Here is an 11892-nt window from a genome sequence, read left to right on the forward strand (position 1 = left end):
GACGGGCGGATGCGCGGGTCGGTGGCGAGCCTCGCCGGCGGGTCAGCCCGCGGTCGGGCGCACGAGCGGCAGCCACGGCGAGACGTCGGCGCGCACGCCTGACGCGCGCACCGCGCCGCGACCCACCGCATCCGCCCACGCCTCGCCGCCGGTCGCGAGCGCGAGCCAGGTCGCGGCATCGGTCTCGACCACGTTGGGCGGCGTGCCGCGTGTGTGCCCGGGGCCCTCGACCGCCTGCACGGCGCCGAACGGCGGCACGCGCACCTCGACCGACTTGCCGGGCGCCCGCTCGGCGAGGCACTGCAGCGTGTAGCGCACCGCGAGCGCCCGCTCGGCGCGCCCGGCGTCGGGCGCGAGCGCGGCGCGCACCGCGTCGGTGCCGTCGAGATCGGGGATGCGCCTGGCCACGTCCGACAGGCTAGCCGCGGCCGGCGACGTGGTCGCCTGGTGGCCGCCGGGCGCCCTCATCGCCGATGCATCGAGCCCGTCGGCCCGGCGGGCTCGCCGCGTTCGTAGAATGGGCGCGTGCGGATCCTGGTACTCGGCAGCGGCGCGCGTGAGCACGCCATCATCGCGGCACTCCTCGAGGAGGGCGGCCACGAGATCACGGCCGCGCCCGGCAACGCCGGGATCGGCGTCGAGGTCGAGGCGGTGCGCGTCGACATCAAGGACCCGCAGCTCGTCACCGACCTCGCCGTCGACGGCGGCTTCGACCTGGTCGTCATCGGCCCCGAGGCGCCCCTCGTCGCGGGCGTCGCCGACGCCCTCAAGCAGGCCGGCGTGCCGGTCTTCGGCCCCACGAAGGCGGCCGCCGCCATCGAGGGCTCGAAGTCGTTCGCGAAGGCGGTCATGGCGCGGGCCGGCGTGCCGACGGGCGCCGACACCACGGCCGTGACGCTCGACGACGTGCGGGCCGCGCTCGACGCATCCGCTCCCCCGTGGGTGCTGAAGGCCGACGGGCTCGCCGCAGGCAAGGGCGTCATCGTCACCGACGACCGGGCCGCGGCCGAGGCGCATGCCGAGGCCTTCCTGCCCGACGGCCCGCTGCTGATCGAGGAGTACCTCGCCGGGCCCGAGGTGAGCCTGTTCGTGCTCACCGACGGCGAGCACGCCGTGCCGCTCGCGCCCGCGCAGGACTTCAAGCGCCTCGGCGACGGCGACACCGGCCCCAACACCGGCGGCATGGGCGCCTACTCGCCGCTGCCGTGGCTCGCCGAGCGCTTCGGCAGCGAGCAGGCCTTCGTCGACGAGGTCGTCGAGACGGTCGCGCTGCCCACGATCCGCGCGATGGCCGAGGCGGGCACGCCCTTCACTGGCCTGCTCTACTGCGGCCTCATCGTCACCGACGACGGCGTGAAGGTCATCGAGTTCAACGCGCGCTTCGGCGACCCCGAGACGCAGGTGGTGCTGCCCCGCATCGAGTCGGGACTGGCGGATGCGCTGCTGGCGGCCGCGAACGGATCCCTCGGGTCGGCCGCGCCGCTCGTGTGGCGCGACTCGGCGGCGGTCGCCGTGGTGCTCGCGAGCGAGGGCTACCCGGGCGACCCCATCACGGGCCGCCTCATCACGGGCGTCGAGGATGCCGAGCAGCTCGAGGGCGTGCGGGTGCTGCACGCCGCCACCGGCCGCGGCGAGCAGGGCCTGACCGCCACCGGCGGCCGGGTGCTCAACGTCGTCGGCACCGGCGCGACGCTCGCCGAGGCGCGCGAGCGCGCCTATGCGGGGCTCGGCAGGATCTCGCTCGAGGGCGGGCAGTCGCGCTCCGACATCGCCGCCCGGGCATGACCGGGCTCGATGGCTGGGAGCTCGCCTACTCGGGCAAGGTGCGCGACCTCTACGTGCCGGTCGGCACCGAGCTCGCGACCGCGCCCGAGATGCTCATGGTGGCCTCCGACCGCGTCTCGGCCTTCGACCAGGTGCTCGAGCCCGCCATCCCCGGCAAGGGCGAGCTGCTGACGACGCTCACGCGCTGGTGGATCGACCGGCTGGGGCTCCCGTCGCAGCTCGCCCCCGACGCCGACGCCCGCACCCCGGACGCGGTGCGCGGCCGCGCGATGCTCGTGCGCACGCTCGACATGCTCCCGGTCGAGTGCGTCGTGCGCGGCCGCGTCACCGGCTCGGGCCTCAAGGAGTACCGGCAGGTCGGCTCGATCTCGGGCGTCGCGCTGCCGCCGGGCCTCGAGGACGGCGATGCGCTGCCCGAGCCGATCTACACGCCGGCCTGGAAGGCGCCGCAGGGCGCGCACGACGAGAACGTGTCCTTCGAGCGCACGGTCGAGCTGGTCGGCGCTGATGACGCGGCCGCGATCCGCGACCTCGCGCTGCGCGTGTACGCGCAGGGCGCGGCGATCGCCGCCGAGGCGGGCCTCGTGCTCGCCGACACGAAGCTGGAGTTCGGCCGCGACCGCGCGACGGGCGAGCTCGTGCTCGCCGACGAGGTGCTCACCTCGGACTCGTCGCGGTACTGGGACGCCGCGGCGCTCGAGGCGGGCCGCGTGGAGTCGTTCGACAAGCAGATCGTGCGCGACTGGCTCGCCGCGAACTGGGACGGTGCGGGCGAGGCTCCCCGGCTGCCCGCCGACGTCGTCGAGCGCACGGCGGCGCGCTATCGGGAGCTCATCGAGCGGTTGACCGGGTCGCCGCGCGTCGAGTAGCGGCTGCGTCGACGAGCGGCGGGGATCTCGATACGCCCGACTGCGTCGGGCTACTCGATCAACGGGGTGGGGTGATCTCGATACGCCCGACTGCGTCGGGCTACTCGATCAACGGGGTGGAGTGAGGCCGTCGGGCTACTCGATCAACGGGTGGGTGGAGTGAGGCCGTCGGGCTGCTCGAGCAGCGGGCGGGCGCTCAGACCTCGGGCGCGTTCCAGGTGTCGCAGGCGCCGACGCCCTCGTTGAAGCCGCGCGCCAGCCAGTTCATGCGCTGCTCGCTCGAGCCGTGCGTCCAGCTCTCGGGGTTCACGCCGCCGCCGCCCATCTCCTGCAGCGCGTCGTCGCCGATCGTGTGCGCCGCGTTCAGGGCGTCGTTCATCTCCTGCTGGGTCGGCTCGACGAGCACCGGCGCGCCGCCGTCGTCGTCGGTCGTCTGCGAGGCGCCCGCGATCCAGGCGCCCGCGTAGCAGTCGGCCTGCAGCTCGCTGCGCACGGCCGACGACTGCGGGCCGGAGTCGCCCTGCTGCACGCGCTCGAGCTGGCCGGTGATGTTCTGCACGTGGTGGCCCCACTCGTGCGCGAGCACGTAGAGCTGCGCGAGCGAGCCGCCCGAGGCGCCGAACTGCTCGCGCATCTGCTGGAAGAACGTGGTGTCGATGTAGATCGCCTGGTCGGGCGGGCAGTAGAACGGGCCCACCGCGCTCGTCGCGGCACCGCATCCGGTCTCGACCTGGCGGTCGAAGAGCATCACGCGCGGGTCGGCGTACTCGATGCCGTTGGCGCTCGCCGTCTCGGTCCAGAAGCGCGACATGGAGTCGGCCCCGCCCTCCATGCGGCACGTGACGTTGGCGGGGTCGTTGGCGTCCTCGCCGGTGCAGCCCGTGACCTCCTCGCCCTGCGACTGGCCCTGCGAGGGCGGGCTCGCGTCCTGCGGCGCGAGGCCCGTGAGGTCGACGCCGAAGAACATCGACGCGAGCACGAGGATGAGCGTGAGGATGCCGCCGCCGCCGACGGCGATCGCACCGCCGCCGCCTCGACCGCCGCCGCCGCGGCTGACCGTGGAGGTGTCGAAGTTGGCATCGCCCCTGAACGTCATAGCGCACACAGTAGCCCGGGATCCCGCTCATCGGCCGGGAACGTGCTCCGACCCTCGGCGGCGCGCGGCGCATCCGTAGAATGGGAGAGCACCCCCACCCGACTGCTACCGCAGGGAGCGACCCATGGCCCTCATCGTCGTCGACGTCATGCCGAAGGCAGAGATCCTCGATCCGCAGGGCAAGGCGGTCACCCGCGCGCTCGCGCGGCTCGGCCACGAGGCGGTCGGCGAGGTGCGCGTCGGCAAGCGCTTCGAGCTCACGGTCGACGGCGAGGTGACGGATGCGCTGCTCGAGCAGGTGCGCACGGTCGCCGACGAGGTGCTCGCGAACACCGTGATCGAGGACGTCGTGGGCGTGCACGTCGTCGAGCAGGCCGCCCAGCCCGGAGCGGCGCAGTGAGGGTCGGCGTCATCACCTTCCCCGGCACGCTCGACGACCGCGACGCGCAGCGGGCTGTGCGGCTCGCCGGCCACGAGCCGGTCGCGCTGTGGCACGGGGAGCACGACCTGCACGGCGTCGACGCGCTCGTGCTGCCGGGCGGCTTCTCGTACGGCGACTACCTGCGCTGCGGCGCCATCGCCGCGCGCTCGCCGATCATGACCGAGGTCGTCGAGGCGGCGGAGCGCGGCATGCCCGTGCTCGGCATCTGCAACGGCTTCCAGATGCTGGCGGAGGCGCGGCTGCTGCCGGGCGGGCTCGTGCGGAACGAGACGGGCCTGTTCGTGCGCCGCGACCAGCGGCTGCGCGTCGAGCGCACCTCCACCGCGTGGACGAACCGCTTCGAGCAGGGCCAGGAGATCGTCATCCCGCTGAAGAACGGCGAGGGGCGCTTCGTCGCGACTCCCGACGAGGTCAAGCGCATCGAGGACGAGGGCCTCGTCGCGTTCCGCTACCTGGGCGAGAACCCGAACGGCTCGGTCGACGACATCGCCGGCCTCACGAACGCCGCGGGCAACGTCGTGGGCCTCATGCCGCACCCCGAGCACGCGGTCGAGCTCGGCTTCGGCCCCACGACCACGCGCATGAAGGCCGGCCTCGACGGGCTCGACATCTTCAAGTCGGCGCTGGAGTCGGTCGCGGCCTGACCGCGCGGACGCTCGGGTGTAGCCTGTCTACATGACGCTCGCCACCGCATCCGCCACCGGCCTGACGCCCAAGCGCACCTACCGCTTCCTCGCGATCGCCGAGGCGGTCACCTGGACGCTGCTGATCGTCGCGATGGTGGCGAAGTACGCCTTCCAGGTGGATGCGCTCGTGCCGATCGCGGGACCGATCCACGGGTTCGTCTTCCTCGCCTACGGCGCCATGCAGCTCGTCGTCGGGCGCAACCAGCGCTGGGCGGCCGGCACCGTGCTGCTCGGCATCGCCACCGCGGTCGTGCCCTACGCGACCATCCCGTGGGAGCGCCGGCTCGAGCGCCGCGGCGCGCTCGAGGGCGCCTGGCGCACCGAGGCCACCGACGACCCGCGCGACGCGAGCCCGCTCGACCGGGCGTTCCGGTGGGGCATCGCGCATCCCGTGCTGCTCGTCGCGATCGCCCTCGTGCTCGTCGCCGCCGCCTTCGCGGCGCTGCTGACCGCCGGGCCGCCCGACGAGTGGTTCGCCTGACGTCGCCGCCGGCCCGCGCGGCCCGGCGCATCCGCCCGCTCGGTAGGATCGAGGGACCGCCGAGCTGACCTCCTGAGGAGCGCTGTGACCACCACTCGTCCGCCCCGCGACACCGTCGAGGTCGCCGCCAGCACCCCGGAGCGCGAGCAGCCGTTCGCCGCGCTCGGCCTGAAGCCCGACGAGTACGAGCAGATCCGCGGGATCCTCGGCCGTCGGCCCACGAGCGCCGAGCTCGCGATGTACTCGGTGATGTGGAGCGAGCACTGCTCCTACAAGTCGTCGAAGAAGCACCTGCGCACCTTCGGGCAGAAGGTCACGCCCGAGATGCGCGAGCGGCTGATGGTCGGCATGGGCCAGAACGCGGGCGTCATCGACGCCGGCGAGGGCTGGGCCGTCACCTTCAAGATCGAGTCGCACAACCACCCGTCGTTCGTCGAGCCCTTCCAGGGCGCCGCGACGGGCGTCGGCGGCATCGTGCGCGACATCATCTCGATGGGCGCGCGCCCCGTGGCCGTCATGGACGCGCTCCGCTTCGGCGCCATCGACCACTCCGACACCGCCCGCGTCGTGCACGGCGTCACGAGCGGCATCTCCTTCTACGGCAACTGCCTGGGCCTGCCGAACATCGGCGGCGAGACCGTCTTCGACGCGGTCTACCAGGGCAACCCGCTCGTGAACGCGCTCGCCGTCGGCGTGCTGCGCCACGAGGACCTGCACCTCGCCAACGCCACGGGCGTCGGCAACAAGGTCGTGCTCTTCGGCGCCCGCACGGGCGGCGACGGCATCGGCGGCGCGTCGATCCTCGCCTCCGAGTCGTTCGACGACGAGGGCCCCGCCAAGCGGCCCGCCGTGCAGGTCGGCGACCCGTTCGCCGAGAAGGTGCTCATCGAGTGCTGCCTCGAGCTCTACGCCGCGGGCGTCGTCGAGGGCATCCAGGACCTCGGCGCGGCCGGCATCTCGTGCGCCACGAGCGAGCTCGCCGCCAACGGCGACTCGGGCATGCGGGTCGAGCTCGACCACGTGCTGCTGCGCGACCCCACGCTCACGGCCGAGGAGATCCTCATGTCGGAGTCGCAGGAGCGCATGATGGCGATCGTCGCGCCCGAGAAGCTCGAGTCGTTCCTGGCGATCACCGGCAAGTGGGATGTCGAGACGAGCGTGCTCGGCGAGGTCACCGGCGACGGCCGGCTCGTCATCACGCACTCGGGCGAGGTGATCGTCGACGTCGACCCCAAGACCGTCGCGATCGACTCCCCCGTCTACGACCGCCCGATGGAGCGGCCCGAGTGGCAGGACGCGCTGCAGGCCGACAGCGCCGCGGCGCTGCCGCGGGTGTCGGGCAGCGCGCTCGGCGACCAGCTGCTCGCCCTCACCGGCTCGCCCAACCTGGCCGACGCATCCTGGATCACCGAGCAGTACGACGACTACGTCCTCGGCAACACGGCGCTCTCGATGCCCGACGACGCGGGCATGGTGCGGATCGACGAGGAGTCGGGGCTCGGCTTCGCCGTCGCCGTCGACGCGAACGGCCGCTACTGCCAGCTCGACCCGCGCGAGGGCGCGAAGCTCGCGCTCGCGGAGGCCTACCGCAACGTCGCCGTCTCGGGCGCGACGCCCGTGGGCGTCAGCGACTGCCTGAACTTCGGCAACCCCGAGATCCCGGCCGTCATGTGGCAGTTCGCCGAGGCGGTCGACGGGCTCGCCGACGGCTGCGTCGAGCTCGGGATCCCGGTCACGGGCGGCAACGTGTCGTTCTACAACCAGACCGGCGAGACGCAGATCCACCCGACGCCCGTCGTCGGCGTGCTCGGCATCATCGACGACGTCGACCGCCGCCTGCCCTCCGGCTGGCAGGACGACGGCCAGGCGCTGTTCCTGCTCGGCACCACCCGCGACGAGCTCGACGGCTCGGCGTGGGCGGGCGCGGTGCACGACCACCTGGGCGGCCTGCCGCCCCGGGTCGACCTCGGCGCGGAGAAGGCGCTCGCCGGCCTCATGCAGGGCATCGCCTTCGAGGGCCTCGCGACCGCCGCGCACGACCTCTCGGAGGGCGGCCTCGGCATGGCCGTCGTCGAGGGCGCGCTGCGCTTCGGCATCGGGGCCCGCATCTGGCTCTCGGGCATCACCGAGCGCGACGGCATCGACGAGACGGCGGCGCTCTTCTCGGAGTCGGGGGCGCGCGCGCTCGTCGCGGTCGCCCGCGAGGACGAGGTGAAGTTCACCGGCATGTGTGAGGCGCGAGGCGTGCCGGTGCTGCGGATCGGCGTCACCGACGCGACCTCGGGCGCGATCGAGATCCAGGATGTGGCGACGCTGTCGCTCGCCGACCTGGGGGCCACGAGCCGCGCGACCATCCGGGGGCGCTTCGCCTGACGGAGGGCCGCGCGCCGGCGCACGCTCGGCCGCCCGAACGTGGTGCGGCCGCGCGCTCCGCCGACCCGTTCCACCGATCGCGACCCGGTGCACCGGGTCTGTGAGGGTGGAACAGGTCGGCGAGGGGTCGACGTGTCGGATGCCGGCGCGCGGCGAACGCGTCAGGCGCGGACGGTCTCTCGCGGCGGAGCCTATGCTTCGGGCATGGACCTCACCGTGCCGGCGATCAACGTCTTCGCCGTCGTGCTCGCCGCCGTCGCCGCGATGGTCGTCGGCGCCATCTACTACCACCCGAAGGTGCTCGGCACCCGCTGGATGCGCGCCATCGGCCACACGAGCGAGAGCGTCGCCGCGGGGCCCCGGCCCTGGGTCTACCCGCTGATCATCGTGTGCGCGCTGGTCACCGCATGGGTGCTCGCGGGCGCCACCTGGATCTCGTTCGAGTTCTACGGCGGCAGCTTCCTCTGGAACGCGCTCATCACCGCCTGGATCCTCTTCATCGGCTTCACCCTCGCCCGAGTCGTGGTGCACGACGCGTTCGACCCGCGCGGCTTCCGCGTCACCGGCCACACGGCGCTCAACGAGGTGCTCGTGCTCACCGCGATGGCGCTCGTCATCGGCGTCTGGCCGCCCGCATGAGCGACGTGGTGCTGACCCTGGAGCGGTCGATCGACGCGCCGGCGGATGCGGTGTGGCAGGTGCTCACGGATCTCGACGCCGCGCCGACGGTGCTGTCGGGCGTGACGAAGGTCGAGCGGCTCGCGGGCTCCGGCTACACGATCGGCACCCGCTGGCGCGAGACGCGCACGATGATGGGCCGCGAGGCGACCGAGGAGCTGGAGGTCGTCGGCATCGACCCCGGACGATCCACGATGGTCGCCGCCGAGGCGCACGGCATGCGCTACCGCACCGAGTTCACGCTCGAACCGGTCGGCGCGGGCACGCTGCTGCGGATGCGCTTCAGCGGCACCTCCGAGACGCCGTCGTGGGCGCAGCGCCTGACGGCGAAGCTGACCGCGCGGCTCGGGCTGGCCGTGACGCGGAAGGCGATGCAGCAGGACCTCGACGACATCGCGGCGGCCGCGGAGGCGCGCTCCCGCGCGTAGCGCCGCCCGGTCGGCGGCCTACTCGGCGCCCGCGATCCGCTCGTGGTGGTGGATGACCTCGGCGATCACGAAGGTGATGAACTTCTGCGCGAACTCGGGGTCGAGCTCGGCGTCCTCGGCGAGCCGGCGCAGGCGCGCGATCTGCGTCGCCTCCCGCGAGGGGTCGGACGGCGGCATCCCGTGCTCCGCCTTCAGCTCGCCGACCGCCTGCGTCAGCTTGAAGCGCTCGGCCAGCGTGTGGATGAGCACCGCGTCGACGTTGTCGATGGAGCGTCGCAGGCGCTGCAGCTGGTCGTCGGGAGAGCTCATGCCTCCAGCCTAATTCGCGCGCCAGCGCAGCCGCGCCTCGAGCCCGCGCCGCACGCCCGGCCACTCGGGCTCGATGATCGAGTAGACGACCACGTCGCGCAACGTGCCCTTGACGACCTCGTGGCTGCGCAGCACGCCGTCGCGCTTCGCACCCAGCCGCTCGATCGCATCGCGCGACTGGCGGTTGTGCCACGAGGTGCGGAACTCGACCGCGACGCATCCGAGCACGTCGAAGGCGCGCTCGAGCAGCAGCAGCTTGCTCGCGGGGTTGACGCCCGTGCCCTGCACCGACGGCGCCATCCACGTGGAGCCGATCTCCACGCGCGGCGTCGCGGCGTCGATGTGCATGTAGGTCGTCATGCCGACCGCTCGCCCCTCGACGACGATCGCCCACGGCGCCATCGAACCGGCCGCGAGCAGCCCGAGGCGCCGGTCGATCTCGGCCGCGACGCCCTCCGGCTCGGGCACCGACGTGTACCAGGCGCGCTGCCACAGATCGCCCTCGGCCGCGGCCTCGGCGAGCGCCGGGGCGTGGTCGTGCGACAGGGGCTCGAGCGAGACGAGCGGATGCGTCAGGACGGGTCGTTCGAGGATGCTCACGTGCCCATTCTGGCCGGAGGGCCGTTGCCCGGCCCGCCGCCGCGTGCGAGCATGCGCGCATGGCCGTCGACTTCCCGCTCGCCGCGTCGGAGCTCGCGGCGCTCGTCGCCCGGGTGCCCGCCGACCGCCTCGCCGGGCCGGGCCTCGGCGACTGGACCCTGCGCGAGCTGATCGGCCACGCGTCGCGCGCGATCTCGACGGTCAGCGCGTACCTCGCGCTCCCCGCACCGGCCGAGGCGACGGTCGGCTCGGCGGCGGACTACCTCGAGGTCGTGCTGCGGCAGCGCGGCGACGACGAGGCGATCCTGCTGCGCGGACGAGCGGCGGGCGTCGAGCTCGGCGACGACCCCGCGGCTGCGATCGAGGCGCTCGCGGCCGCGGCGGCGGACGCGGTCGCCGCCGCGGGACCCGCGCGCATCGTCGCGGTCGGTGCTGCGGGCGATGCCGCGATGCAGCTCGACGAGTACCTCCGCACGCGCGTGTTCGAGCTGACCGTGCACGGCATCGACATCGCCGATGCGGCCGGCATCGCCTGGGCGCCGCCGCCGGCCCACGTGCTCGACGCCCTGCACCTCGCCGCAGCCAACGCATCCGCCCGCGGCGCCGGCGTCGAGGCGCTGCGGCTGCTCACCGGGCGGCGGCCGGAGGCGGGGCTCGAGGGGGTGATGGGCGCCGGTCGGTAGGATCGTCGGGTTGTCTGATTCCGATGGAGGAACGCCCGTGACGCAGCTCCACCCGCACCTCGCGCCCGTCTACGACGAGGTGCTGCAGCGCAATCCCGGTGAGTCCGAGTTCCATCAGGCCGTCTTCGAGGTGCTCGAGAGCCTCGGTCCGGTGGTCACGAAGCGGCCCGACTACGTCGACGCGAACATCCTGCGCCGCATCGTCGAGCCCGAGCGGCAGATCATCTTCCGCGTGCCGTGGATCGACGACGCCGGCACGGTGCAGATCAACCGCGGCTTCCGGGTGCAGTTCAACTCGGCCCTCGGTCCCTACAAGGGCGGCCTCCGCTTCCACCCGAGCGTCTACCTCGGCATCATCAAGTTCCTCGGCTTCGAGCAGATCTTCAAGAACTCCCTCACCGGCCTGCCCATCGGCGGCGGCAAGGGCGGCAGCGACTTCGACCCCAAGGGCAAGTCGGATGTCGAGATCATGCGGTTCTGCCAGTCGTTCATGACCGAGCTGTCGAGCCACATCGGCCAGTACACCGACGTGCCCGCGGGCGACATCGGCGTGGGCGGCCGCGAGCTGGGCTTCATGTTCGGCCAGTACAAGCGCCTCACGAACGCCTACGAGTCGGGCGTGCTGACGGGCAAGGGCCTCACCTGGGGCGGCTCGCAGGTGCGCAAGGAGGCCACCGGCTACGGCACCGTCTACTTCCTCGACGAGGTGCTGCACGCGCGCGGCGAGGGCTTCGAGGGCAAGCGGGTCGTGGTCTCGGGCTCGGGGAACGTCGCGATCTACGCGATCGAGAAGGTGCACCAGCTCGGCGGCACGGTGATCGCGTGCAGCGACTCCTCCGGCTACGTGGTCGACGAGGCGGGCATCGACCTCGAGCTGCTCCAGGACGTCAAGGAGGTGCGGCGCGGCCGCATCGCCGAGTACGCCGAGCGGCGGCCGGGCGCCTCGTTCCGCGACGGCGGGTCGATCTGGTCGGTGCCGTGCGACATCGCGGTGCCCTGCGCGACGCAGAACGAGCTCGACGAGGACGACGCGGTCGCGCTCGTGCGCAACGGGTGCACCGTCGTCGGCGAGGGCGCCAACATGCCGACGACCCAGGCGGCGGCACGGGTGCTCGTCTCGGCCGGCGTGGCGTTCGCGCCGGGCAAGGCGGTGAACGCCGGCGGCGTCGCGACGAGCGCGCTCGAGATGCAGCAGAACGCGTCGCGCGACTCGTGGACGTTCGAGCACACCGATGAGCGCCTGCACGAGATCATGAAGGGCATCCACGACCGGTGCGCCGAGACGGCCGAGGAGTACGGCCGCCCGGGCGACTACGTGGCCGGGGCCAACATCGCGGGCTTCAACCGCGTCGCCGACGCGATGCTCGCGCTCGGCGTCATCTAGCCGCTCCTCGTGGCGAGCGGGGCGGATGCGCCCGAGCGGGCACGGCGCGCCGGCCCCGGTCGGGCGCATCCGCCCCAC

14 protein-coding genes are annotated in these 11892 nt (G+C 73.2%); 10 read left to right on the top strand and 4 right to left on the bottom strand.

Annotated features, from left to right (window positions below; all coding sequences use genetic code 11):
- Positions 1 to 42 precede the first annotated feature (42 nt).
- Positions 43 to 408, bottom strand: coding sequence for a sterol carrier family protein (locus MU522_RS03285; protein ID WP_246992448.1), 366 nt, complete (start codon positions 406 to 408; stop codon positions 43 to 45).
- Between the two features lie 117 nt (positions 409 to 525).
- Between MU522_RS03285 and purD the strand changes: the two genes are divergently transcribed.
- Positions 526 to 1785 carry a phosphoribosylamine--glycine ligase gene (gene purD, locus MU522_RS03290; RefSeq protein WP_246992450.1) on the top strand — a complete coding sequence of 420 codons (1260 nt, stop codon included), beginning with the start codon at positions 526 to 528 and terminating at the stop codon, positions 1783 to 1785.
- Positions 1782 to 2654, top strand: coding sequence for a phosphoribosylaminoimidazolesuccinocarboxamide synthase (locus MU522_RS03295; protein WP_246992451.1), 873 nt, complete (start codon positions 1782 to 1784; stop codon positions 2652 to 2654). Before purD ends, MU522_RS03295 begins: the two co-directional genes overlap by 4 nt.
- 196 nt (positions 2655 to 2850) lie before the next feature.
- On the opposite strand, the gene MU522_RS03300 is transcribed toward MU522_RS03295, so the two are convergent.
- Complete coding sequence (locus tag MU522_RS03300; protein WP_246992452.1) at positions 2851 to 3750, bottom strand: neutral zinc metallopeptidase; 900 nt, start codon at positions 3748 to 3750, stop codon at positions 2851 to 2853.
- A gap of 124 nt (positions 3751 to 3874) precedes the next feature.
- On the opposite strand from MU522_RS03300, the gene purS reads away from it, so the two are divergent.
- From purS to MU522_RS03330, 6 genes are all read left to right on the top strand, one after another.
- Positions 3875 to 4150, top strand: a complete 276-nt coding sequence (gene purS / locus MU522_RS03305) for a phosphoribosylformylglycinamidine synthase subunit PurS (RefSeq protein WP_146355040.1) — start codon at positions 3875 to 3877, stop codon at positions 4148 to 4150.
- Positions 4147 to 4836 (top strand): phosphoribosylformylglycinamidine synthase subunit PurQ, encoded by a 690-nt coding sequence (gene purQ, locus MU522_RS03310; RefSeq protein ID WP_246992453.1) that lies wholly within the window; start codon positions 4147 to 4149, stop codon positions 4834 to 4836. Before purS ends, purQ begins: the two co-directional genes overlap by 4 nt.
- Before the next feature lie 31 nt (positions 4837 to 4867).
- Positions 4868 to 5359: a DUF3817 domain-containing protein gene (locus MU522_RS03315; protein WP_246992454.1), complete on the top strand. Its 492-nt coding sequence runs from the start codon at positions 4868 to 4870 to the stop codon at positions 5357 to 5359.
- 84 nt (positions 5360 to 5443) lie between these two features.
- The gene (purL, locus tag MU522_RS03320) at positions 5444 to 7732 is read left to right on the top strand and encodes a phosphoribosylformylglycinamidine synthase subunit PurL (protein ID WP_246992455.1); all 2289 of its coding nucleotides are present in this window, start codon (positions 5444 to 5446) and stop codon (positions 7730 to 7732) included.
- 204 nt (positions 7733 to 7936) lie between these two features.
- The gene (locus tag MU522_RS03325; RefSeq protein ID WP_246992456.1) at positions 7937 to 8371 is read left to right on the top strand and encodes a DUF1761 domain-containing protein; all 435 of its coding nucleotides are present in this window, start codon (positions 7937 to 7939) and stop codon (positions 8369 to 8371) included.
- The gene (locus MU522_RS03330; protein WP_246992457.1) at positions 8368 to 8838 is read left to right on the top strand and encodes an SRPBCC family protein; all 471 of its coding nucleotides are present in this window, start codon (positions 8368 to 8370) and stop codon (positions 8836 to 8838) included. The genes MU522_RS03325 and MU522_RS03330 overlap by 4 nt, the downstream gene beginning before the upstream one ends.
- An 18-nt stretch (positions 8839 to 8856) precedes the next feature.
- On the opposite strand, the gene MU522_RS03335 is transcribed toward MU522_RS03330, so the two are convergent.
- Both MU522_RS03335 and MU522_RS03340 read right to left on the bottom strand, forming a co-directional pair.
- The gene (locus MU522_RS03335) at positions 8857 to 9147 is read right to left on the bottom strand and encodes a chorismate mutase (protein ID WP_128190476.1); all 291 of its coding nucleotides are present in this window, start codon (positions 9145 to 9147) and stop codon (positions 8857 to 8859) included.
- A gap of 9 nt (positions 9148 to 9156) precedes the next feature.
- Positions 9157 to 9747, bottom strand: coding sequence for a GNAT family protein (locus tag MU522_RS03340; RefSeq protein WP_246992458.1), 591 nt, complete (start codon positions 9745 to 9747; stop codon positions 9157 to 9159).
- Positions 9748 to 9806: 59 nt separating this feature from the next.
- On the opposite strand from MU522_RS03340, the gene MU522_RS03345 reads away from it, so the two are divergent.
- Both MU522_RS03345 and gdhA read left to right on the top strand, forming a co-directional pair.
- Positions 9807 to 10430, top strand: a complete 624-nt coding sequence (locus MU522_RS03345) for a maleylpyruvate isomerase N-terminal domain-containing protein (protein WP_246992463.1) — start codon at positions 9807 to 9809, stop codon at positions 10428 to 10430.
- Positions 10431 to 10467: 37 nt separating this feature from the next.
- On the top strand, positions 10468 to 11814 hold the full coding sequence (gene gdhA / locus MU522_RS03350) for an NADP-specific glutamate dehydrogenase (protein WP_246992465.1): 1347 nt from the start codon (positions 10468 to 10470) through the stop codon (positions 11812 to 11814).
- The last annotated feature ends 78 nt before the right edge of the window (positions 11815 to 11892 follow it).

It is taken from the genome of Agrococcus sp. SCSIO52902 (assembly GCF_022983135.1).
GTDB lineage: Bacteria > Actinomycetota > Actinomycetes > Actinomycetales > Microbacteriaceae > Agrococcus > Agrococcus sediminis.